This is a genomic window from Roseinatronobacter sp. S2 (assembly GCF_029581395.1).
Classification (GTDB): Bacteria; Pseudomonadota; Alphaproteobacteria; order Rhodobacterales; family Rhodobacteraceae; genus Roseinatronobacter.
On sequence record NZ_CP121113.1, the window covers coordinates 2,248,907 to 2,270,948 of the forward strand.

A 22,042-nucleotide genomic window follows, 5' to 3' on the forward strand; every position below is an offset into this window, starting at 1 on the left:
AGCGCCGCATGTCCAGCGCAGATCGGTCCGGCGGGTGACCACCTGAACCATATATGAAAAAGGGCCGCGACATGCGCGGCCCTTTCAATGTCTGCCATATGGGCAGGGCGTGTTACATCATGCCGCCCATGCCGCCCATGCCACCCATGTCGGGCATGCCACCGCCGCCGCCCTGGCCTTTCGGCTCTGGCTTGTCGGCGATCATGGCTTCGGTGGTGATCAGCAGACCGGCAACCGATGCTGCATCCTGAAGTGCTGTGCGCACAACTTTCGCAGGGTCGATCACGCCGAATTTGAACATGTCGCCATATTCTTCGGTCTGTGCGTTGAAACCAAAGGTCTTGTCGTTGCTCTCGCGGATTTTGCCCGCAACAACGGACCCGTCCACACCAGCGTTCTCTGCGATCTGACGCAGCGGTGCTTCCAGCGCCTTGCGTACGATCGAGATGCCGACAGTCTGGTCGCTGTTTTCGCCGGTCAGACCCTCAAGCGATTTGCCAGCCTGAATCAGCGCCACACCGCCACCGACAACAATGCCTTCTTGCACGGCTGCGCGGGTTGCGTTCAGGGCGTCATCAACGCGGTCCTTACGCTCTTTGACTTCGACTTCCGACATGCCGCCAACGCGGATGACCGCAACGCCGCCAGCCAGTTTGGCCAGACGCTCTTGCAGTTTCTCCTTGTCGTAATCGCTGGTGGTTTCTTCGATCTGCTGACGAATCTGCGTAACGCGTGCTTCGATTTCAGCTTTCTCGCCAGCACCATCAACGATGGTGGTTTCGTCTTTGGTGATCTTGATGGTCTTGGCGGTGCCAAGCATATCCATCGTGACGCTTTCCAGCTTCATGCCCAGATCTTCGCTGATCACCTGACCACCGGTCAGAATGGCGATATCTTGCAGCATGGCCTTACGACGATCGCCGAAGCCGGGTGCCTTGACTGCCGCGATTTTCAGACCGCCGCGCAGTTTGTTGACCACCAGTGTTGCCAGCGCTTCGCCTTCGACATCTTCTGCAATGATCAGAAGCGGTTTTTGCGACTGGATCACTTGCTCCAGCAGCGGAACCATCGGCTGAAGCGAGGACAGTTTCTTTTCGTGGATCAGGATCAATGCGTCATCAAGTTCCGCAATCATCTTGTCGGGGTTGGTCACGAAATAGGGTGACAAGTAGCCGCGGTCGAACTGCATGCCTTCGACAACATCGGTTTCTGTTTCCAGACCTTTGTTTTCTTCGACGGTGATCACGCCTTCATTGCCGACTTTCTGCATCGCATCCGCGATCTGACGACCGATTTCAGCTTCGCCATTGGCGGAAATAGTGCCAACCTGCGCAACTTCGGCAGTGTCATTGACCGGACGTGAAGCCGCCTTGATGGCTTCCACAACCTTGGTGGTTGCCAGATCGATGCCGCGCTTCAGGTCCATCGGGTTCATGCCCGCTGCAACCGATTTCAGACCTTCACGCACGATGGCCTGAGCCAGCACGGTTGCGGTCGTGGTGCCGTCGCCTGCTTCGTCATTGGTGCGCGAGGCCACTTCTTTGACCATCTGCGCGCCCATGTTCTCGAACTTGTCTTCCAGTTCGATTTCCTTGGCAACCGTCACACCGTCTTTGGTGATGCGTGGTGCGCCGAAGGATTTGTCGATGACGACATTGCGGCCTTTGGGGCCAAGGGTGACTTTCACCGCATCGGCCAGAATGTTTACGCCGCGCAGCATACGGTCACGGGCGTTGGTGTTGAATTTGACGTCCTTAGCAGCCATTTGGTGCCTCCTGGTTGTCGTTGTAACTCAGAATTCAGAAGCGATCAGGACAGTACGCCCAAAACGTCGCTTTCTTTCATGATCAGCAGCTCTTCACCATCAACGGTGACTTCGGTGCCGGACCACTTGCCGAACAGAACACGATCACCGGCTTTTACAGCCATTGCGATCAGTTCGCCCGAATCCTTGCGTGCGCCTTCGCCGGTGGCGATGACTTCGCCTTCAGCGGGCTTTTCTTTGGCGCTGTCTGGAATGATCAGACCGCCCTTGGTTGTATCGTCACTTTCGACGCGACGGACTAGAACACGGTCATGCAGCGGTGTGAATGCCATCTGAGAACGCTCCTTTGGTTCCAGGTTGAAATTTGTTGTCACTCGCCCTGGTCGAGTGCTAACGGCGCATAGGTAGGCGCAGGACGTGCCACTGTCAACACCCCTGATATGGAAAAAATCACCGCCACTGCCCCCCGTTTCCGACGCCCCTGCATGCAGGGTTCGGCGGTGCGGGAATGATCTGTCAGCGCTTGCGTGACAATGCGGCGCTGCGGCGTTATAAGCCGCGCGAACACATCCCAGCCCAACATGCGGACCTTCAACATGATTAAAGTCTTTGGCCACTTCTCCCCCGACACCGATTCGACCGGCTCGCCACTGATCTGGGCGTGGTATCTGTCACAGGTTCAGGACACGCCCGCGCAGGCCGCGCTGCTGGGCCAACCCAATTCAGAGGCGAAATTCGTGCTGGAGCATTGGGGCATCCCCCAGCCCGACATCCTGACAGAATTGCCCGCAGGCGCACCGGTGGTGATTGTAGACACCAACAATCCCGCCGAGTTGCCCGCCACCATCAATGACGCCGATATCCGCGCCATCATCGACCACCACAAACTTGTCGGCGGGCTGGAAACCAAGGGGCCTATCGACATCACCATGCGCCCGCTGGCCTGCACGGCCACCATCATGTATGAATTGATCGGCAAGCACATGGCGCAGGCCCCGCGCGCCATCAAGGGAGTGATGCTGTCCTGCATCCTGTCGGACACGCTTGAATTCCGTTCCCCCACCACCACCCAGACCGACCGCGCCATTGCCCACGCACTGGCCGATGATCTGGGCGTGGATATGGCCGAGTTGGCCAGCGCCATGTTCGCCGCAAAATCCGATGTGTCCAGCTTCAGCGATGCCGAATTGCTGCGTATGGATTCCAAGAATTTTGATGTGGATGGCAAGAAATTCCGCGTGTCCGTTCTGGAAACCACGGCGCCCGCGCAGGTTCTGGCCCGCAAGGACAGCCTGATGGCCAGCATGGAATCTGTCGCGCGCGAAGATGGCGCAGATCAGGTGCTGCTGTTCATCGTGGACATTCTGAATGAAGAAGCCACGCTGTTGCTGCCCAATGACCTGACGCGCGCGCTTGCGAAAAAATCCTTCGGGGTGGATGCCACCGGCGACAGCGTGGTTCTGCCCGGTGTCATGAGCCGCAAGAAACAGATCATTCCGGTGCTGGCGCTGTGACCCGCCTGCTGACAGGGTTTGACCAGATCGCCGCGCAATACGAACTCGCGCTGGTGGATCTGTGGGGCTGCGTGCATAACGGGCGCGCCATTCATGGCCGCGCGCAAGCCGCGCTATGTGCATTTCGTGCGCAGGGCGGGCGGGTGTTGCTGTTGACAAATGCGCCGCGCACAGCCGCATCCGTGCAGGCGCGGCTGGATGAAATGGGCCTGTCGCGCGATGCCTATGACGGCATTGTAACATCCGGCGATGCAACGCAGGAAGCCATGCTGACAGGCGCTGTGGGGCGCAAGGTCTGGCATCTTGGCCCGTCAAAGGATGATGACCTGTTTCTGAACCTGCCCGACTGGGCATCAGAGCACACCCCCATCACGCGCGTCGGATTTGACGAGGCCGAAGGCATCGTCTGCACAGGTCCCTTTGACGACATGTCAGACACCCCAGAAGATTATCGCGGGCGGTTGCTGTCGGCCAAGGTGCGCGGGCTGAAAATGCTGTGCGCCAATCCCGATCTGGTGGTCGATTACGGCGACAGGCGCATTTACTGCGCGGGGTCGATCGCGCAGCTATACACGGAAATGGGCGGCGAAGTGCTGTATTTCGGCAAACCGCACCCCCCCGCCTATGACCTGTCGCGCAGATATGCAGCACGGCTTGGACTGAAATTCTCCAATGACCGCGTGATAGCGATTGGCGATGGCATCCACACCGATATTCAGGGCGGTATATCCGAAGGGATCGATACAATATTCGTGACCAGCGGTCTGGCCGCCGCCGAATTCGGCCCCGACCCTGCCGCGCCCGACCCCGCCCGCCTGCAAGCCTGGCTGGCCGAAAAGGAACTGCACCCCCGTTTCGCAATTCCCTATCTGGGCTGACACGCCTTACACCACCAGACACAGGCCGGGCGTAATGCCCGGCCTGTTGCATTTCAGCAGGGGATCGCCACAAAGATGCATCGCAATAAAATTACCACAAACATCACTTTTTGGAATTAAAATTCCAATGCATGTTGCGCATAAGCACGATATCGGCTAATGCTGCACTGCAACAAAACGTCAGATTCGACACGACGAAGGGTATGCAGTGATGTTGGACCATAGCATGAATGACAATTTTCCGCGCGGCACCATCTGTATCGAAGATCTGGAAATCGGCATGACACGCCATTTGCGCAAGGAAGTCACCGACCGCGATATTGAACTTTTTGCCGAAGTGTCCACAGACCGCAACCCCGTGCATCTGGACGAATCCTATGCGCAGGACACCATATTCGAAGGGCGCATTGCCCATGGCATGCTGACCGCTGGCCTGATTTCCGCAGTGATCGGCGAACAGCTGCCCGGTCATGGCACCATCTATATGGGCCAAAGCCTGAAATTCATGGCCCCCGTGCGCCCCGGTGATGTTGTGCTGGCCGAAGTCACGGTTCTGACCATTGATTACGGCAAGCGCCGCGTCACCCTTGATTGTCGGTGCAGTGTAGGCAATACGACTGTTCTGAAGGGTGAAGCTACAGTCTTGGCACCCAGCCGGAAATTCGACTAAGTCGGGATGCATGCGCGCCATCGCGTCCCGCAGGGGACAGATGCGTATTGTAAACCACTGGACATCGCTGGACACAGCCTGCAAGGGCGCATCCGTCGCAATGGGCAATTTCGACGGTGTGCATCTGGGGCACCAGACGGTGATTGACCTTGCGCGCCGCGATGATGCGCCTTTGGGCATTGTCACGTTTGAACCCCACCCGCGCGAATATTTTGCCCCCGCTGCCCCCCCGTTCCGGCTGATGAACGCCGAATCCCGCGCCAACCGCCTGGCGCGCATGGGGGTGTCATGCCTGTATCAGCTGCCGTTTGGGGCAGAATTATCGGGCTTTTCGCCGCAGGATTTTGCGCAAGTGGTGCTGCATCAGGGCCTTGGCGTGTCCCATGTCGTGATCGGTGCGGATTTCTGTTTCGGCAAGGGCCGCACAGGCACTGCTGATGATCTTGCACGCTTTGGGCACAAGCTGGGCTTTGATGTGACGATTGCGCCCCTGCTGCGCGACAGCAACGCGGTCTATTCATCAACCGCCATCCGCACGGCGCTTAGCGATGGCCGCCCGCGTGATGCGGCGCGCATGCTGGGCCATTGGCACCGCATTGACGGGGTTGTGCTGCATGGCGAAAAGCGCGGGCGCGGGCTGGGCTATCCCACCGCGAACATGTCCATCACCGGCCTGCATCCGCCGCGATTCGGGGTTTATGCGGTGCAGGTCGATGTGCTGACAGGCCCCCATCAGGGGCGCTATGGCGGCGTTGCATCCATGGGGGTGCGGCCCATGTTCGGGGAAAACCAGCCCAATCTGGAAAGTTTCCTGTTCGATTTCGATGGCGATCTGTATGGCGCGCATCTGTCTGTGGCATTGGTGGACCATCTGCGAGATGAGTTGAAATTCGACAGTCTTGACGGCCTGATTGCCCAGATGGACCGCGACAGCGCGCAGGCGCGCGCCATCCTTGCGGCATTGGACTGACGCGGGATGATGTTGACAATTGGCCTTTTGCGATCTGACGCCCTTGATTCCGCGCCTTTAGAGCATGTTGCTCAAAAGTGGGAACCGGTTTTGAGCTTCTCGAACATGCGAAATCAATAAGTTAAAGCATGTCGCGCAAATGCGAATGAACGTGACATGCTCTAGCTGTCCTGTGCATGCAAGAACCAAACGCAAACAAGCTGTTGCACGCTGATCTTATGACACTCCGCTAATTCCCGCTTACGGGCGCGACATACGCGACATGTCAATCTCTACCTGCTGGGACAGGTCATGCAGGCTGTCATACATGATTTGCAGCATATAGCGCGGGTTATGCACATATCCGCCGGGGTCTTTGGTGACCACCTGATAATTATAGGCCGCTTTCAGCAAACGCGGCGTCCATGACTGGTAGCGGTTGTCGCGCGTTGCCTGATCAAAGGGCAGCTCGCCCGCGCCATCAGGATCAACAAAGAAATACGGGTGGCGCGACACATAGGCGATGGGCGTGCCCGCAACCTGCGCCGCATACGCACGGATAGCCACAAGAAGTTCGCCCTGCAATGCCATGATTTCACTATGAATACCACCGGACCTGTCACCTGTTCCCGCGAAATCGCGGTGCTGGGTGCGGATGTCGCGAATATCTGTCACCCCCTGATGGCAGGTCAGGCAACCATCGGTTTCAACTGCGGTGCTGTGCGCGTCATGGCACGCCACACAGGTATCGGCGCCGGGCACATGCATGAAGCGCCCCGCATAATTGCGCCCCGAATACTGATAGCCCGGGCCGGCTTGCGCACCCAGCATCGTGGCTGCGGACGCCGCATAATGAATATTCACAAAAGCCAGATCATCTGACACCGCATCCGGGTCCAGCCCGTCCACGCGCGCCGCGATCTGGTCGCCCGATTGCCGGCCCTGATGGCAGACCATGCAGGTGGCTGATGCGCCCAGATCCTGAACCTCCACGCCGGACGGGAATGTCACCGCGTCCAGCGCATGTGCTTCTGCCGTGTGGCAGGCCACGCAGCCAATGGGCGAATTGATCACACCGGGGCTGTGCACCGCGCCCGCAGGGCTGCCATCCGCACCCAGAAAGTCCAGAAACCCCGTTTCGGAATGGCACATGGCGCAGGTTTCAGGCACTTCCCCCTGTTCGTTCCAGTAGGTAAACGACGGGGAATGATAATCCCCATGCGGCGAATTCAGCCATGCCGCAATCAGCCGCTCCAACCCGACCAGATCATCGGCACGGATTTGCGCTGGCGCGAAAACTGCGATCATCATGATCAAAACCGAAATAAGGCGCATCTGGTCCCCCCTTTTTTGCAATCACTATGCTAAGGGTAACATGTAGACCCTCTGCCAAGCTTGATCTGCATCATGGCAGATGTGATCTTTCACGCGGCAGGTTGGCCGAAAACAGGATCGCATTTCAACCCATGTCGCACGCAAACACCCTTTCCGCCCTTCGCCCGTCAGGCCCCGGCCTTGCGTTGGTCTATGTGCTGGCCGCCGCCCTGCCGCTGGCGCTTGCGCTGACCCAACGTGTCGCGCCCGCCGCAATGTGGGAATATGCCGCCGCAGCGATGGGGATGATTGCGCTGTTGGGCATGGCCGTTCAATTCGTGACATCAGGCCGGTTTGAGGGGGTGTCGGGCAAGCTGGGCATCGACAAGATCATGGGGTTTCACAAACTGGCCGCGTCATGGGTGGCGCTTGCCGTGGTGCTGCACCCGCTGGCCTATATCTGGCCGACATGGGCGCAAGACCCCGAACTGGGCTGGCTGCGGCTGCAATTCTACCTGAGCGATCCTGCCTATCTGACCGGTGTGGTGGCATTGGGCGCGCTGGTGGTGCTGATTGCCAGCTCCATCCTGCGCGACCGCCTGCCTTGGCCCTATGAGGCATGGCGTGGCGTGCATGTTGTGCTGGGGCTGGTGGCGGTGTTTGGCGGGCTGCATCATGCCATCGCTGTCGGGCGTTTCAGCGCGCAAGGGCCGGTTGCCGTGTTTTGGTGGGCACTTGGCGCGGCGGTGCTTGCGGTCATGGCCATTCTATACGGGTGGCGGTGGGCAAGGCTGCACCGCCAGCCATGGCGGCTGGCATCCGTGACAAGGCGCGCAGACCGCATGTGGGAATTGGACATACAGCCAGTGGGCGACACACCTGCCCTGCCCTATCACGCGGGCCAGTTCGTCTGGATGACCGAAGGCACGCGCCGCTTTCCATTGTTTGACCACCCGTTTTCCATTGCCGACAGCCCTGCCCGCCCCGGATTAAGCCTGCTGATCAAGGAAGCGGGCGATTTCACCAACCAGATCGGTGACTTGCCCGAAGGTGCAAGCATTGGCATTGACGGGCCATATGGCGAATTCAGCCTGCACGCCCATGACCCCGAATCCGTGCTGCTGATTGGCGGCGGTGTGGGGATTGCGCCGGTGTTGGGCATTTTGCGCGATATGGTGGCGCGCGGCGACACGCGGCCTGTGCGACTGGCCTATGCGGTTGGCGCTGCACCAAATTTCGCCTGTCTGGAGGAGATTCGCGCCGCCACCCGCACGCTGGATCTGCGCCTGTGGCTGACCTGCGAAGATGGCGCGGAAGCCCCAGATATTCAAGCCGGTCGCCTGACGCAGGACCGGCTGCGCGACATGCTGGACGGGCTTGACCCCGCCCGGACCAAAGCGCTGATCTGCGGCCCCGGCCCCATGGTGGTGGCCGTGTCGGACGCGCTGCTTGATCTGGGCCTGCCGATGGCCAATGTGATCTATGAACGTTTTGATTATGCAGCAGGCGCACGGTCACGGCAGGACCGCGCGCGCACGCGTAATATTCTGGGCATAGGCGGCGTTATTGTGGCCTTGGTTGCGGGGTTTGCCGCACTGGCGGGGGTGGTTTGAAGCGAAGGTTCAGGGCTATCGACGAAGCCCGCACCAGCGGCGGGCCGGGCACTGCCCGCCGATGGTGCGGCGGCCTACGGCCTTGATTCCGCACCTTTGCGCGTCCCCTTCACCCGGTCCCCCCTGACACAGATCCACCGCGCTACCCCTCGAACAACCGCCCCTGGTCGGGGGGCGCGGGCGCGGGCAGGCCCAGATGTGCCCATGCTTTGGCCGCCAGCATACGCCCGCGCGGCGTGCGCGAAATAAGGCCCTGCTGCAACAAGAACGGCTCGATCACCTCCTCAATGGCATCGCGCGATTCCGACAATGCGGCGGCAATGGTTTCCACCCCCACCGGCCCGCCGCCATAGTTTTCGGCCAACAGCACCAGATAGCGCCGGTCCGCACCATCAAGGCCCAGATGGTCCACCCCCAGCCGTGTCAGCGCATTGTCGGCCAGCGCCTGCGTCAATGTCCCGTCCCCTTCGACCAGCGCGAAATCGACCACCCGCCGCAACAGCCGCCCCGCAATGCGCGGTGTGCCGCGCGCACGGCGCGCGATTTCGCGCACACCGTCATCATCGGCAGGCACGCCCAACAGGCGCGCGCCGCGGGCCACGATCTGGCATAACTCTGCCTCGGTATAGAACTGCAACCGTGTGGGAATGCCGAACCGGTCGCGCAGGGGCGTGGTCAGAAGCCCCAGCCGCGTGGTGGCCCCCACCAGCGTAAAGGGCTGCAATTCAATGCGCACAGTGCGCGCGGCAGGCCCTTCGCCAATCACCAGATCAAGCTGGTAATCTTCCATCGCGGGATACAGCACTTCTTCCACAGCCGGATTCAGGCGGTGGATTTCGTCAATGAACAACACATCGCGCGCTTCAAGATTGGTCAGGATGGCCGCCAGATCGCCCGCCTTGGCCATGACCGGACCAGAGGTCATGCGAAACCCCACCCCCAGTTCGCGCGCCATGATCTGTGCCAATGTCGTCTTGCCCAAACCCGGCGGGCCATAAAACAGCGTATGATCCATGGCTTCCGCGCGCATACGCGCAGACTGGATGAACACCCGCAGATTGGAGCGCGCTTCCTGCTGGCCGATAAATTCGTCCAGCCCCTGCGGGCGCAGCGCCTTGTCCAGTTCGGGCGGGTCACCGGCCATATCCGCGCCGCGCAATGTCGGGTCAGGTGTTGTCATTCGTCAGCCTTTCGGGGCCAGCAGGCGCAGCGCTGCGCGGATCAGGGCGGCGGGGTCTGCATCGGGGGCCACGGCCTGCGCTTCGGCCACGGCGCGCGCGGCATCACTTGGCCCGTAACCCAGATTGGTCAGCGCGGACATCGCGTCTGCGGTCGCGTTGGGACGCAGTGTGACCGGGGCAGCGGGGGCTGCGGGAACGGGCGCGGGTTCTGCATCCAGCACAGCGCCCTGTGCACTGGCTGGCGCGGTTTCCATCACGGCCATCAATGCGGGCGCCTTGTCCTTCAGTTCATTGGCGATGCGCAGCGCCAGTTTCGGCCCCACACCGGGGGCTTTGCGCAGGGCGCTGCTGTCGCCCAATGCAATGGCCCGCGCCACGCCTTCCGGTCCCAGTGCGCCCAGTATCGCCAGCGACGCCTTCGCCCCCACCCCTTGCACCGAGGTCAGCACGCGGTGCCATTCCTTTTCCAGCAATGTGGGAAACCCGTAAAGTTGCAGCAGATCCTCACGCACCACCAGATCGGTGTAAAGTGCCGCCACTTCGCCCCGCCCCGGCAACCCCATCAATGTGCGGTCCGATACATATACGATATAGCCCACACCGCGCACATCCAGCAGCACATGATCCTGCCCGCGCATGTCGATCACACCCGTCAGCTTGCCGATCATCGCGCGCCGCCCCCCGCTATCGCAAGTTGACGCGCCGACTGGCAATGAAAAGCATGACAAATGGCGATAGCCAGCGCATCGGCCGCGTCCGGCCCTTCAATCTCGACGCCGGGCAGTTGCATGCGCACCATATGATCCACCTGTTCCTTCGCGGCCTTGCCCACACCGACCACGGCCTTCTTGACCGCGTTGGGGGCATATTCGCCCACCACCAGCCCCGCTTGCGCAGGCACCAGCAACGCAATACCGCGCGCGCTGCCAAGCTTCAAAGTGGCGACTGCATCCTTGTTCACGAATGTCTGTTCAACGGCGGCAGTGTCGGGGGCAAAGCGGGCCATCACGTCGGTCAGCCCGATATGCAATTCCAGCAGGCGCGCGGCCAAAGTGGCCTTCGGGTCCGAATGGCAGATGCCGTTTCCCACATGGCGCAGACGCACGCCATCCACATCTATGACGCCCCAGCCAAGGTTGCGCAAGCCTGGGTCAATGCCGATCACGCGCATGGCTGTCTCTCTCCGGGGTGTAAGGGCCTGTCTGTTCACCCCATTAGCACGAAGCGCGAACATCTGCCAAGCCTTTCGGCGATACCGCGATCAATTTGCGCCCAGTCATGCATCCAGATCATAGGGGGATTGCGATTTCCCATAGTTGTTATGCCCATGAAAACGGCATAACTCCCAGTAGTCCGCACAAGATGGCGGCAGTTTATGAACATACACCACCGGAGATGACAATGTCCTTCTACGCCCAAAGCCGCCCGCATGCTGATCGCGTGTTCAGCGGTTTCCAAACCCTGACTTTTGGTGCCTTCTTTGCTGGCCTGCGCAGCTGGAACGATGCCCGCGTAACCCGCCGCGAGTTGAACGCCCTGACCGACCGCGAATTGCAGGATATCGGCCTGACGCGTGCAGATATCGACCACGTTGCCCTGATGGGACGCTGATGGGGACCGCGAGATCGCACCATCCCAAGACACGAAAGTAAAAGGCCCCGGACATCCTCCGGGGCCTTTTGCATTTCATCGGTATGGCGCTGTCATATTCCGGCCTGCGCGTATGGGGTGACGCCACAAGGGCTGGTCGTTTACCGGCCTGCAAGCCGACATCCGAAGGCGCGGAATCAAGGGCACAGCCCGCCGCGCCATCGGCGGGCCGTCCCGCGGCCTGCCGATGACCTGATGGCAGTGAACTTCTTTGAGGTCAGGAGTATGCAGCCTGCATAAAATGCATGCCTTGAACGCCGGATCGGCAGTCCCCGGCCCGCCGATGGCGCGGGTTTTGTCCATATCCCCCCACATCTGAAGATGCACCACCCACAAACAAAATCGGGGACGCACCGACCCAAAGGCCGACACGTCCCCGTCGCCAGTGCGAAAGGGAAAGAGGGCGCGCGCCCTCAGTCCTCGGTTTTTTCCGCTGCAAGCTCTTCGCCGGTGGTCTGATCAACCATTTTCATGGCCAGACGCACCTTGCCGCGATCATCAAAGCCCAACAGCTTGACCTTCACTTCCTGACCTTCCTTCAACACGTCTGAAGGGTGGTTCAGGCGGCGGTTTTCGATCTGGCTGACATGCACCAGACCATCGCGCTTGCCAAAGAAGTTCACGAACGCGCCGAAATCCACCAGTTTGACAACCTTGCCGGTGTAAATCTTGCCGACTTCGGGTTCTGCAACGATGGAATAGATCATGTCATACGCCGCCTTGATGGCCGCCTGATCGTTGGACGCAATCTTGATGATACCATCATCATTGATGTCGACCTTCGCGCCCGATGTTTCCACGATTTCGCGGATCACCTTGCCGCCAGACCCGATCACTTCACGGATTTTGTCGGTCGGAACCTGCATGGTTTCAATCTTGGGGGCATACTGGCTGAAGCTGTTTGCTTCGGTCAGCGCTTTCGACATTTCGCCCAGGATGTGCATACGCCCGTCCTTGGCTTGTGCCAGTGCCTGTTCCATGATTTCAAACGTGATACCGGCAACCTTGATATCCATCTGCAAGCTGGTGATGCCTGAATCGGTGCCTGCAACCTTGAAATCCATATCGCCAAGGTGATCTTCATCACCCAGAATATCGGTCAGAACAGCAAATTTGCCGTCATCTTCAAGGATCAGCCCCATGGCAACACCGGCAACCGGTGCTTTCAGCGGCACACCTGCATCCATCATGGCCAGTGACCCGCCACACACGGTCGCCATCGAGCTGGACCCGTTGGATTCCGTGATTTCGGACACGATGCGGATGGTATAGGGGAAATCGGTGGCCGCAGGCAGAACGGCCTGCAATGCGCGCCATGCCAGTTTGCCATGCCCCACTTCACGCCGGCCAGGAGGGCCGAAACGCCCCACTTCGCCCACCGAATAGGGGGGGAAGTTGTAATGCAGCAGGAAGCTTGACTTGGACGTGCCGGTCAATGCGTCGATGAACTGCTCGTCATCGCCGGTGCCCAATGTGGTGACGCACAATGCCTGTGTTTCACCGCGTGTGAACAGCGCAGACCCGTGCGTGCGCGGCAGCAACCCTGTTTCCGAAACGATCTGGCGCACGGTCTTGGTGTCACGCCCGTCAACGCGCGGCTCGCCATTGATGATTGCGCCACGCAGGATTGACGATTCCAGCTTCTTCAGCGCGGAACCAAGGTTTTCATCTGCAAGCTGCTCTTCACTAAGTGCGGCCTTGATGGTGTCGCGCGCAGCCGAAATTGCGGCCACACGTTCTTGCTTGTCACGCAAGCCGAACGCGGCACGCATCTGCGCCTCGCCCGCCGCTTTGACTGCGGCATACAGGTCGGCATAATCGGGTGCCTGAAAATCAAACGCTTCTTTTGCCGCATCTTCAGCAAGGTCGATGATCAGATCAAGAACCGGCTGATAGCTTTCATGGGCAAATTTCACGGCCCCCAGCATTTCTGCCTCGGACAGCTCATAAGCTTCGGATTCAACCATCATCACGGCGTCTTTGGTGCCTGCAACAATCAGGTCAAGGCGCTGTTCGGGGTTCTCGCGCAGCTTTTCCATATCCTGACATTCGGGGTTCAGAACATATTCGCCGTTTGAGAAGCCAACGCGCGCAGCCGCAATCGGCCCCATGAACGGCACACCCGAAATTGTCAGCGCCGCAGACGCCGCAATCATTGCCACGACATCAGGCTCATTGACCAGATCATGTGACAGCACAGTGCAGATGACCAGAACTTCATTCTTGAAGCCATCGACGAAAAGCGGGCGAATGGGTCGGTCAATCAGCCGCGATGTCAGCGTTTCCTTGTCCGAAGGGCGTGCTTCGCGCTTCAGGAAACCGCCGGGAACCTTGCCGGCCGCGTAATATTTTTCGACATAATGCACGGTCAGCGGAAAGAAGTCCTGACCGGGTTTCGCCTGTTTGGCGAAGGTGACATTTGCCATGACACTGGTTTCGCCCAGCGTGGCAATGACCGACCCATCTGCCTGACGGGCAATCTTGCCTGTTTCCAGTGTCAGCGTTTCTTCGCCCCACTGGATCGATTTTTTAGAGATATTGAACATTCAGCGTATCCTCATGGGGGATATTCCGGCCCTCCGGCCCCCCGATTGCATAGCGGCCCCATTGCCGCCGACCCCAAATCCTGTGCATCACGCCGGGGTCAAAGCGTCACGTCTCAGATAACTGGCCCATACAGGAAAAACCATCTCCTGAAAAGAAGCTATTGCAAGGCCCAAATGGTTGCAAATATGGCTGTCAGGGTATGGAAATGGGGATATGCGCACCCTGTGCGTCGTGGGACCGATGGCGCGGCATGGGCGCAACTGCCGCATTGACCGCAGCCTTGCCCGTCATCAAACTATCGTCTGGACAATTTAAACCAGTGCCAGCACGCCAATCGCGCTATTTGCAAAACTGATCAGAAAACCTGATCAACCTTATAAGAAAATGCAAGTTCTACTTATGAATTTGGCATGCTATCACCCACACCATACGGATGGGAATCAACGCGTGATGCGGCAGCAACCGCGCCCATTCCAGACAGCCAATTCAAATAGCAATCCCAGGAGTTATGACATGGACGGCAACGACACCCCCCAAAGCGGCAAATGCCCGGTGATGCACGGCGCCATCACCGAAACCGGCAGCTCTGTCATGGATTGGTGGCCCAAGGCGCTGAATCTGGACATTTTGCACCAGCATGACAGCAAGTCGAACCCGATTGGCAGCGTGAACTACCGCGAAGAAGTCAAATCGCTGGATTTTGACGCCCTGAAAAAAGACCTGTTCGCCCTGATGACCGACAGTCAGGACTGGTGGCCTGCCGATTGGGGTCACTATGGCGGCCTGATGATCCGCATGTCATGGCACGCGGCGGGCACCTACCGCATTCAGGACGGTCGCGGCGGGGCTGGCACCGGCAACCACCGCTTTGCCCCCCTGAACAGCTGGCCTGACAATGCCAATCTGGACAAGGCGCGCCGCCTGCTGTGGCCGATCAAGAAGAAATACGGCAACAAACTCAGCTGGGCCGACCTGATGGTTCTGGCAGGCACGGTGGCATATGAATCCATGGGCCTGAAAACCTTTGGCTTTGCCTTTGGCCGCGAAGATATCTGGAACCCTGAAAAAGACATCTATTGGGGCGCGGAACGCGAATGGCTGGCCCCCAGCGATGAACGCTACGGCGATGTTGCCAACCCTGCCACCATGGAAAACCCGCTGGCGGCTGTGCAGATGGGCCTGATCTATGTGAACCCCGAAGGCGTGAACGGCCAGCCCGACCCGCTGAAAACCGCAGGACAGGTGCGCGAAACCTTCGCCCGCATGGCCATGAATGACGAAGAAACCGTCGCCCTGACCGCCGGTGGCCATACTGTCGGCAAGACGCATGGCAATGGCCGCGCCGAAGATCTGGGACCGGAACCCGAAGCGGCAGATATGTTCGAGCAAGGCCTTGGCTGGAATAACCACAAGGGCCGTGGCATTGGCCGCGACACTGTGACCTCCGGCATTGAAGGGGCATGGACCACGCACCCGACCAAATGGGATATGGGTTATTTCAAACTTCTGTTCGGGTATGAGTGGGAATTGAAGAAATCCCCCGCAGGGGCATGGCAGTGGGAACCCGTCGATATTGCCGAAGAAGACCGGCCCGTTGATGTCGAAGACCCGTCAATCCGCGCAACCCCCATCATGACCGATGCCGACATGGCCATGAAGATGGACCCGACCTATCGCACCATCTGCGAAAAATTCATGGCCGATCCGGCGGCGTTTGATGACGCGTTTGCGCGCGCATGGTTCAAACTGACGCACCGTGACATGGGACCCAAAGAACGCTATATCGGCCCCGAAGCCCCAAGCGAGGACCTGATCTGGCAAGATCCGGTTCCTGCTGGCAACGCCAGCTATGATATCGCCGCCGTCAAGGCTAAGATTGCCGCAAGCGGGCTGAGTGTCAGCGACATGGTTGCAACCGCATGGGACAGCGCACGCACCTTCCGCGGGTCCGACCTGCGCGGCGGTGCCAATGGCGCACGCATCCGTCTGGCCCCGCAAAAGGATTGGGAAGGCAATGAACCCGACCGTCTGGCGCGTGTATTGGGCGTTCTGGAACCGATTGCTGCGGACACAGGCGCAAGCATTGCCGATGTGATCGTTCTGGCGGGAAATTACGGCGTTGAACAGGCGGCAAAAGCCGCAGGGTTCGACATTGACGTGCCCTTCGCCCCCGGACGTGGCGATGCCACCGACGAGATGACGGATGCAGACTCCTTCCAGTATCTGGAACCGCTGGCTGACGGGTTCCGCAACTGGGTCAAGAAGGACTATGTTGTCACGCCGGAAGAAATGCTGCTGGACCGCACCCAGTTGATGGGGCTGACGGCGCCGGAAATGACCTGCCTGCTGGGCGGGATGCGCGTGATCGGCACCAACCATGGCGGCACCAAGCACGGGGTTTTCACCGACCGCGAAGGCGCGTTGACCACGGATTTCTTCGTCACCCTGACCGATATGGGGTTCAAATGGGACCCTAAAGGCAGCAATCTGTATGCGATTGTGGACCGCAAGACCGGCGCGGAGAAATTCACCGCAACGCGTGTTGATCTGGTCTTCGGGTCGAACTCGGTGCTGCGCTCCTATGCTGAAGTTTATGCACAAGACGACAATCAGGAAAAGTTCGTTCATGATTTCGTTGCTGCATGGACCAAGGTGATGAACGCCGACCGCTTCGATCTGGCGTAAGCTGAAAAACGGCTGCGCAGCCACACCGGCCGCCGCCAGCCCTGCCCGTGCAGCCATACGCTGCGCGGGCTTTTTTTATGCGTCTGGCAGGACTTTGCCCGCGCGCGGGCAGGAACGCGCCGCAAGGAACCGCTGACAGGACCACGCGTTGACCTTTGCACGCGCCGCTGTTCGCCTGACGCAATGCGCATTGCAGGATAGCATCAGATGACCATGCCCCAGTTTCTGATATTTGGCATATTGGCAGCGACCGTGGCGCTTTTCATGTGGGGCCGGTTGCGGCATGACCTTGTCGCCCTTTGCGCGCTGCTTGCCTGTGTGATCGCAGGGCTGGTATCTGCGCCGGATGCGTTTGCGGGGTTTGGTCATCCTGCGGTCATCACGGTGGCCTGTATCCTGATCCTTAGCCACGGGTTGCAAAACACCGGCGGCGTGGACTGGCTGGTGCGCAATGTGCTTCCGCGCGATGCAGGCCGTGCAGCCAGCATGGCCGCGCTGATCGGGCTGGGGGCGGCCATGTCGGGGTTCATGAACAATGTGGGCGCGATGGCGCTGCTGATGCCGGTGGCGGTGCACCTGTCTGGCCGGTTGAACATGACGGCAGGCCAGGTGCTGATGCCGCTGGCCTTTGGCACCATTCTGGGGGGCATGACCACGCTGGTGGGCACGCCGCCAAATCTGATTGTATCAGGCTACAGGGCACAGGCCGGACAGGGCGCATTCGGCATGTTTGATTTCGCACCTGTGGGGGTGGCAGTGGCTGTGCTGGGTGTGGCGTTTGTTGCCCTTGTCGGCTGGCGGCTGGTGCCTGCGCGCAAGGCCGCAGGTGCAGGGCGGTTTGAAACCGACCCCTATGTTTCCGAAGTGCGCGTGCCGGAAAAAAGCAAGGCCGCAGGCATGACGCTGCGCGCTTTTGAAAATGCGATTGATGACGGCAGCGCGCAGGTCACGGGCCTGGTGCGCAATGATGTGCGCTTAAACGCCCCCCACCCGCACCGCCACATTCATGCCGGTGACATGCTGGTGCTGGAAGCGGATGTCGGCACATTGACCAAGGCCCTTGGCGCTTTTGGCATGGTGCTGGAAGAACAAGGCGATGCGGACAGCAAGACGCGCCCCCCACACGACGACCCTGCCACGAAAAAGGAAAAGGACGCGACCCGCGATGCCGATATTGTGACGCGCGAAGTGGCGGTATTGCCGGGGTCACATATTGTCGGCAGATCGGCCAGTAATCTGCACCTGCGCGCCCGCTATGGGCTGAACCTGCTGGCCGTGTCGCGCGGACATACCCCGCAGCAAAAGCGCCTGCGCGATGTGGCGCTGCAATCGGGCGATCTGGTGTTGCTGCAAGGTCCGGCCGATGCGATGGCGGGTTTCATCCATGACGCGGGCTGTGTGCCATTGGGGGAACGCGACCTGCGCATTCCCGACAAGCGCAAGGCGGTCCTTGCAGCGGCCATCCTGCTGGGGGCTGTGGTGCTTGTTACCTTGGGCGTGTTATCGGCCGCCATTGCCTTTATGTCGGCGGTGGTGGTGTCGATGCTGGTGCGCACCGTGCCACCACGGCAGGTCTATACCGCGATTGACTGGCCGGTGATTGTGCTGCTGGGCGCGCTTATTCCGGTTGCAGGGGCCATGCAGGTCACAGGTGCGGCAGATGTGCTGGCGGTGTTTCTGGTGCAGACCATTGCGCAGGAAAACGCCGTAGCGTCACTGGCGGTTGTGCTGGCAATCACGATGTTCCTCTCCGACCTGATGAACAACGCAGCGACTGCGGCGGTTCTTAGCCCCGTTGCGCTGGGTATCGCGGGCGCGCTGGGGGTCAATCCCGACAGTTTTCTGATGGCGGTTGCCATCGGGGCATCCTGTGCGTTCCTGACGCCGATAGGACACCAGAACAACACGCTGATCCTTGGCCCCGGCGGGTTTCGGTTCGGCGATTACTGGCGTCTGGGGCTGCCGCTGGAAGTGCTGGTTGTGGCGGTCAGCATACCGATGCTGCTATGGGTCTGGCCATTATGATCAGATCAGGTTGAAACGGTGCGTTCGGGGCCGAAGGGCGCGTTCGTGCTTGGATAAAGCCCGCGCCAGCGGTGGGCCGGGGACTGCCGATCCGACATTTTGAGAATGCAGTTTATGCAGGCTGCATATTCCCGCGTTCAATGGCTTGGCGTGTCACTGGCCAAATCGGCAGACCGCGGGACGGCCCACCGATGGCGCGGCGGGCTGCGCCCTTTGCTGCGCGCCTTGGGAACGCCCACCTGCCCCTTTCAGGCCGGATCACCCCGACCCGCACATGTCATTTTCCGGCGGGTTTACCATCCTTGACGCTGGTTCGTGCATAGGCCCTGCCAATCATATGCGCAGCGATGGGCGCGGTCAGCAGCAGGAAAAACACTGTCGCCAGAACCTTGCTGGTGCCCGACACAGTTCCAATATCAAACGCCAGCGCGACCAGTATTAGCAAGCTACCCAACGTGCCCGCCTTGGTCGAGGCATGCATCCGCGTCAGCAGATCAGGCAGGCGCACAATGCCGATGGCCGCGATCAACACAAACGCGCCGCCGCCCAGAATAAGAAGTCCTTTCAGAACATCAATCATCGCCGCCCCCTTTGGTTTGTTTTGCATCGGGGTCAGCCGACTTCTTTTCGCGGTCAAAATAACGCTCTGCATAGCGCGCCAGTGCGACCGTTGCCAGAAAGCCAACCAATGCCACCACAATCGCCACATCCAGCAGCGACGGGTCGTCAATCGCTATGGCATAAAGGCCGCAAAACGCGATGATGGTGATGTTCATCATATCCAGCGCAACCACACGGTCCGCCAATGTCGGGCCAATCGCCAGCCGTATGAAGGCCACAGCCAACCCCAGCAGGATCAGGCCAAGGCCGATCTGGACTGACAGGTCAAGAAAATCAGCGGCACTCATTTCTCAAACACCTCCGCGACCATACGTTCCATGCCGTTTTTCAACTCGGCCACCAGCGCGTCGCGGTCATCTGCAAACATGGCATGCACCAACAGGGTGCTGCGGTCTTGCGTGACATCCAGACTTAGCGTGCCCGGCGTCAATGATATCAGGTTGGTGACCAACAAAATCTCGATATCGGATTTCACGCTTAGCGGCACTTCAATAATGGCGGGTTTGTTCTTGGGAAACGGGCGGATCACATCCCATGCGACGCGCACCGATGACAGCAGCAATTCCCAGAAGAAATACAGCGCCAGCCGCACCGCACGGTAACTGCGCAGGAAATACAGCCGGTCAATGCCCGTCAGCGGCGCGGACAGCCACAGCGCGAAAAAGCCCAGCACCGCACCCGTGGCCAGCGTTCCCAGATCAAAAGACCCCGTCATCGCAGCCCATGCAAACGCAAGCAGCAGGTTTATCAAAAAGCCGTTCATCTTTGCGCCCCCAGAACAGTGGTGACATAATCGCTTGGGTCCAGCAACTGCGCGGCAGCCGTTTCGGCAAATTGCACGAAGGGTTCGGGGAACAGACCGATCAGAACCGTCATGGTGGCCAGACCAATAATCGGCAGCATCATGGGCAGGCGGATATGCGCAGGCACGCGGGTCGGAACAGGGTCAATCCCGTCGGGATGCGGTTTCCAGAACGCCATTCCCCAGATTTTTGTCATCGAGAAAATGGTCAACAACCCCACGAACAGCGCGATAAACGCCACGAACCACGCCTCCAGCTCGATCGAGGCCTTGACGATCAGGTATTTTGCCCAGAACCCCGACAGCGGCGGAAACCCTGCCAGCGAGAATGCGGGCACGATAAACAGCGCCGCCAGAAACGGCGAGGATTTGTAAAGCCCGCCAATGCGGTTCAGATCCGTCGATCCTGTCAGTTTGAATGCAACACCCGATACCAGAAACAGGTTCGCTTTCACGATGATGTGGTGGACCAGATAGAACACCCCCCCCATCAGCGCCAGCGGCGTATATAGTGCCAGTCCCAGCGTCATGTAACCAATCTGGCTGATGATGTGAAACGACAGGATCTTGCGGAAATCCGTCTGCGCGGCGGCCCCCAGAACCCCTGTCAGCATGGTGGCCAGCGACACCCATATCAGGATTTCATGCGTGAAGCCGATATCGCCCACAAACACCAGCGTGAACATGCGCATCATCGCATAAACGCCCACTTTGGTCAGCAGGCCCGCAAACACCGCAGACACGGCAAATGACGGCGTGTGATAGGACGCGGGCAACCAGAAGAACAGCGGGAACACCCCCGCCTTCACCCCGAACCCCACCATGAACATCATGGCGATCACGGTGATCAATGTCTGGTCTTCGGAATTGGCCACCGCATCGCGCAGATCGGCCATGTTCAGCGTGCCGGTCACCCCATACAGCAACCCTATGCCCGACAGGAAAATCAGCGTCGAGACAAGGTTCAGCGCCACATATTTGATGCCCGCATCAAGCTGTTCGCGCGTGCCACCCAGAACCAGCAGCCCGAAGGATGAAATCAGCATCACCTCGAACCAGACATACAGGTTGAACAGATCGCCCGTCAGAAACGCCCCTGTCACACCCGCAATCAGGGTTTGAAACAGCGCGTGATAGCCCAGCCGTTCCAGCCGTTCGGGTATTTCACCCAGCGCATAAATCGCGGTCGCAAGGCCGGTAATCGCCGTGATGACAACCATCACAACGCCCAAGTAATCCGCCACCAGCGTAATGCCGAAAGGCGCGTCCCAGTTGGACATCTGCGCGGCAATCACGCCCTCATCCAGCACCGCCATCAGCAATGCGATGGATGCAACCAGCGACAGGACCGACCCTGTCAGCGAAATCCAACGCCCGCTGGGGGCGCGGCGCATAAGATAGGCCAGAACCGCCGTTGCAAAGGGAACGGCGATGGGCATGACCAGAAGCCAGCTTGTCATTTCTTGTCCTCGTCGGCGTCTTTGGGTTCGGCAACACGCATCTTGTCAGTATCCATGGTGCGCAACCGGCGATAGGTTTCAAAGGCCAGCGCAAGCGTGAAGGCCAGCAGCCCGAAGCCAATAACAATAGCGGTCAGAACCAGCGCCTGCGGCAGGGCATTGCCCACCACACCAGCGGGGGTATCGGCGCCGTAAGGCACCAGCGCGGGCGCGCCTTTTGTCATGCGCCCTGATGCGAAAATCACCAGATTGGCCGCGTTCGACAGCAAGATCAGCCCGAACAGAAAGCGCATGAAATTGCGTGCCAGCATCAGGTAGACCGAAGCGGCGACCAGCACGCCGACAACAAGGGCAGTCAGTGCTTCCAT

General features: G+C 59.6%; 21 protein-coding genes. 8 read left to right on the forward strand and 13 right to left on the reverse strand.

The genetic code is table 11. From position 1 onward, the window contains the following. Positions 1-112 precede the first annotated feature (112 nt). From groL to P8S53_RS10715, 3 genes are read right to left on the reverse strand one after another with little or no spacing between them, the layout of a single operon-like run. On the reverse strand, positions 113-1,765 hold the full coding sequence (gene groL, locus P8S53_RS10705) for a chaperonin GroEL (RefSeq protein ID WP_277803957.1): 1,653 nt from the start codon (positions 1,763-1,765) through the stop codon (positions 113-115). 44 nt (positions 1,766-1,809) lie between these two features. Further along, positions 1,810-2,097 (reverse strand): co-chaperone GroES, encoded by a 288-nt coding sequence (locus P8S53_RS10710; RefSeq protein WP_277803958.1) that lies wholly within the window; start codon positions 2,095-2,097, stop codon positions 1,810-1,812. A 38-nt stretch (positions 2,098-2,135) separates the two neighbouring features. Beyond that, positions 2,136-2,363 (reverse strand): hypothetical protein, encoded by a 228-nt coding sequence (locus P8S53_RS10715; protein WP_277803959.1) that lies wholly within the window; start codon positions 2,361-2,363, stop codon positions 2,136-2,138. Here P8S53_RS10715 and P8S53_RS10720 point away from each other — a divergent pair. From P8S53_RS10720 to P8S53_RS10735, 4 genes are all read left to right on the forward strand, one after another. Further along, positions 2,362-3,279 (forward strand): manganese-dependent inorganic pyrophosphatase, encoded by a 918-nt coding sequence (locus tag P8S53_RS10720; protein ID WP_277803960.1) that lies wholly within the window; start codon positions 2,362-2,364, stop codon positions 3,277-3,279. The genes P8S53_RS10715 and P8S53_RS10720 overlap by 2 nt on opposite strands. Then, positions 3,276-4,157, forward strand: coding sequence for a TIGR01459 family HAD-type hydrolase (locus P8S53_RS10725; RefSeq protein ID WP_277803961.1), 882 nt, complete (start codon positions 3,276-3,278; stop codon positions 4,155-4,157). Before P8S53_RS10720 ends, P8S53_RS10725 begins: the two co-directional genes overlap by 4 nt. Before the next feature lie 226 nt (positions 4,158-4,383). Continuing rightward, positions 4,384-4,827: a MaoC family dehydratase gene (locus tag P8S53_RS10730; protein ID WP_277803962.1), complete on the forward strand. Its 444-nt coding sequence runs from the start codon at positions 4,384-4,386 to the stop codon at positions 4,825-4,827. 40 nt (positions 4,828-4,867) lie between these two features. After that, on the forward strand, positions 4,868-5,797 hold the full coding sequence (locus P8S53_RS10735) for a bifunctional riboflavin kinase/FAD synthetase (protein ID WP_277803963.1): 930 nt from the start codon (positions 4,868-4,870) through the stop codon (positions 5,795-5,797). Positions 5,798-6,037: 240 nt separating this feature from the next. On the opposite strand, the gene P8S53_RS10740 is transcribed toward P8S53_RS10735, so the two are convergent. Beyond that, positions 6,038-7,111: a cytochrome c3 family protein gene (locus tag P8S53_RS10740; RefSeq protein WP_277803964.1), complete on the reverse strand. Its 1,074-nt coding sequence runs from the start codon at positions 7,109-7,111 to the stop codon at positions 6,038-6,040. Between the two features lie 131 nt (positions 7,112-7,242). Between P8S53_RS10740 and P8S53_RS10745 the strand changes: the two genes are divergently transcribed. Further along, on the forward strand, positions 7,243-8,703 hold the full coding sequence (locus P8S53_RS10745) for a ferredoxin reductase family protein (RefSeq protein WP_277803965.1): 1,461 nt from the start codon (positions 7,243-7,245) through the stop codon (positions 8,701-8,703). A 142-nt stretch (positions 8,704-8,845) separates the two neighbouring features. On the opposite strand, the gene ruvB is transcribed toward P8S53_RS10745, so the two are convergent. Genes ruvB through ruvC form a run of 3 tightly spaced genes read right to left on the reverse strand, consistent with a single transcriptional unit; the run spans position 8,846 to position 11,055 of the window. Beyond that, on the reverse strand, positions 8,846-9,883 hold the full coding sequence (gene ruvB, locus P8S53_RS10750) for a Holliday junction branch migration DNA helicase RuvB (RefSeq protein WP_277803966.1): 1,038 nt from the start codon (positions 9,881-9,883) through the stop codon (positions 8,846-8,848). 3 nt (positions 9,884-9,886) lie between these two features. Next, entirely contained in the window at positions 9,887-10,552 is a 666-nt protein-coding gene (gene ruvA / locus P8S53_RS10755; RefSeq protein ID WP_277803967.1) for a Holliday junction branch migration protein RuvA, read from the reverse strand. Next, positions 10,549-11,055, reverse strand: a complete 507-nt coding sequence (gene ruvC, locus P8S53_RS10760; RefSeq protein ID WP_277803968.1) for a crossover junction endodeoxyribonuclease RuvC — start codon at positions 11,053-11,055, stop codon at positions 10,549-10,551. The genes ruvA and ruvC overlap by 4 nt, the downstream gene beginning before the upstream one ends. 230 nt (positions 11,056-11,285) lie before the next feature. Between ruvC and P8S53_RS10765 the strand changes: the two genes are divergently transcribed. Then, entirely contained in the window at positions 11,286-11,495 is a 210-nt protein-coding gene (locus P8S53_RS10765; RefSeq protein WP_277803969.1) for a DUF1127 domain-containing protein, read from the forward strand. Between the two features lie 452 nt (positions 11,496-11,947). On the opposite strand, the gene pnp is transcribed toward P8S53_RS10765, so the two are convergent. Then, the gene (gene pnp, locus P8S53_RS10770; RefSeq protein ID WP_277803970.1) at positions 11,948-14,080 is read right to left on the reverse strand and encodes a polyribonucleotide nucleotidyltransferase; all 2,133 of its coding nucleotides are present in this window, start codon (positions 14,078-14,080) and stop codon (positions 11,948-11,950) included. Positions 14,081-14,594: 514 nt separating this feature from the next. Here pnp and katG point away from each other — a divergent pair. Continuing rightward, positions 14,595-16,766, forward strand: coding sequence for a catalase/peroxidase HPI (katG, locus tag P8S53_RS10775; protein ID WP_277803971.1), 2,172 nt, complete (start codon positions 14,595-14,597; stop codon positions 16,764-16,766). 207 nt (positions 16,767-16,973) lie between these two features. Next, the gene (locus P8S53_RS10780; RefSeq protein ID WP_277803972.1) at positions 16,974-18,791 is read left to right on the forward strand and encodes an SLC13 family permease; all 1,818 of its coding nucleotides are present in this window, start codon (positions 16,974-16,976) and stop codon (positions 18,789-18,791) included. Positions 18,792-19,068: 277 nt separating this feature from the next. Here the strand turns inward: P8S53_RS10780 and mnhG are convergent, their stop codons facing one another. Genes mnhG through P8S53_RS10805 form a run of 5 tightly spaced genes read right to left on the reverse strand, consistent with a single transcriptional unit; the run spans position 19,069 to position 22,042 of the window. Then, a complete protein-coding gene (gene mnhG, locus P8S53_RS10785; protein ID WP_277803973.1) occupies positions 19,069-19,371 on the reverse strand; it encodes a monovalent cation/H(+) antiporter subunit G in 303 nt (100 codons plus the stop codon). Continuing rightward, positions 19,364-19,699, reverse strand: a complete 336-nt coding sequence (locus P8S53_RS10790) for a cation:proton antiporter (protein ID WP_277803974.1) — start codon at positions 19,697-19,699, stop codon at positions 19,364-19,366. The genes mnhG and P8S53_RS10790 overlap by 8 nt, the downstream gene beginning before the upstream one ends. Continuing rightward, positions 19,696-20,175 (reverse strand): Na+/H+ antiporter subunit E, encoded by a 480-nt coding sequence (locus P8S53_RS10795; RefSeq protein ID WP_277803975.1) that lies wholly within the window; start codon positions 20,173-20,175, stop codon positions 19,696-19,698. The genes P8S53_RS10790 and P8S53_RS10795 overlap by 4 nt, the downstream gene beginning before the upstream one ends. Next, on the reverse strand, positions 20,172-21,674 hold the full coding sequence (locus P8S53_RS10800) for a Na+/H+ antiporter subunit D (protein WP_277803976.1): 1,503 nt from the start codon (positions 21,672-21,674) through the stop codon (positions 20,172-20,174). Before P8S53_RS10800 ends, P8S53_RS10795 begins: the two co-directional genes overlap by 4 nt. Next, positions 21,671-22,042: a Na+/H+ antiporter subunit C gene (locus P8S53_RS10805; protein WP_277803977.1), complete on the reverse strand. Its 372-nt coding sequence runs from the start codon at positions 22,040-22,042 to the stop codon at positions 21,671-21,673. Before P8S53_RS10805 ends, P8S53_RS10800 begins: the two co-directional genes overlap by 4 nt.

Excerpts from the sequence above, each read along its gene's own strand:
- groL (WP_277803957.1), bottom strand. The coding sequence starts at position 1,765 with ATGGCTGCTAAGGACGTCAAATTCAACACCAACGCCCGTGACCGTATG.
- P8S53_RS10710 (WP_277803958.1), bottom strand. The coding sequence starts at position 2,097 with ATGGCATTCACACCGCTGCATGACCGTGTTCTAGTCCGTCGCGTCGAA.
- P8S53_RS10720 (WP_277803960.1), top strand. The coding sequence starts at position 2,362 with ATGATTAAAGTCTTTGGCCACTTCTCCCCCGACACCGATTCGACCGGC.
- P8S53_RS10715 (WP_277803959.1), bottom strand. The coding sequence starts at position 2,363 with ATGTTGAAGGTCCGCATGTTGGGCTGGGATGTGTTCGCGCGGCTTATA.
- P8S53_RS10730 (WP_277803962.1), top strand. The coding sequence starts at position 4,384 with ATGAATGACAATTTTCCGCGCGGCACCATCTGTATCGAAGATCTGGAA.
- P8S53_RS10735 (WP_277803963.1), top strand. The coding sequence starts at position 4,868 with ATGCGTATTGTAAACCACTGGACATCGCTGGACACAGCCTGCAAGGGC.
- P8S53_RS10740 (WP_277803964.1), bottom strand. The coding sequence starts at position 7,111 with ATGCGCCTTATTTCGGTTTTGATCATGATGATCGCAGTTTTCGCGCCA.
- P8S53_RS10745 (WP_277803965.1), top strand. The coding sequence starts at position 7,243 with ATGTCGCACGCAAACACCCTTTCCGCCCTTCGCCCGTCAGGCCCCGGC.
- ruvB (WP_277803966.1), bottom strand. The coding sequence starts at position 9,883 with ATGACAACACCTGACCCGACATTGCGCGGCGCGGATATGGCCGGTGAC.
- ruvA (WP_277803967.1), bottom strand. The coding sequence starts at position 10,552 with ATGATCGGCAAGCTGACGGGTGTGATCGACATGCGCGGGCAGGATCAT.
- ruvC (WP_277803968.1), bottom strand. The coding sequence starts at position 11,055 with ATGCGCGTGATCGGCATTGACCCAGGCTTGCGCAACCTTGGCTGGGGC.
- P8S53_RS10765 (WP_277803969.1), top strand. The coding sequence starts at position 11,286 with ATGTCCTTCTACGCCCAAAGCCGCCCGCATGCTGATCGCGTGTTCAGC.
- pnp (WP_277803970.1), bottom strand. The coding sequence starts at position 14,080 with ATGTTCAATATCTCTAAAAAATCGATCCAGTGGGGCGAAGAAACGCTG.
- katG (WP_277803971.1), top strand. The coding sequence starts at position 14,595 with ATGGACGGCAACGACACCCCCCAAAGCGGCAAATGCCCGGTGATGCAC.
- P8S53_RS10780 (WP_277803972.1), top strand. The coding sequence starts at position 16,974 with ATGACCATGCCCCAGTTTCTGATATTTGGCATATTGGCAGCGACCGTG.
- mnhG (WP_277803973.1), bottom strand. The coding sequence starts at position 19,371 with ATGATTGATGTTCTGAAAGGACTTCTTATTCTGGGCGGCGGCGCGTTT.
- P8S53_RS10790 (WP_277803974.1), bottom strand. The coding sequence starts at position 19,699 with ATGAGTGCCGCTGATTTTCTTGACCTGTCAGTCCAGATCGGCCTTGGC.
- P8S53_RS10795 (WP_277803975.1), bottom strand. The coding sequence starts at position 20,175 with ATGAACGGCTTTTTGATAAACCTGCTGCTTGCGTTTGCATGGGCTGCG.
- P8S53_RS10800 (WP_277803976.1), bottom strand. The coding sequence starts at position 21,674 with ATGACAAGCTGGCTTCTGGTCATGCCCATCGCCGTTCCCTTTGCAACG.
- P8S53_RS10805 (WP_277803977.1), bottom strand. The coding sequence starts at position 22,042 with ATGGAAGCACTGACTGCCCTTGTTGTCGGCGTGCTGGTCGCCGCTTCG.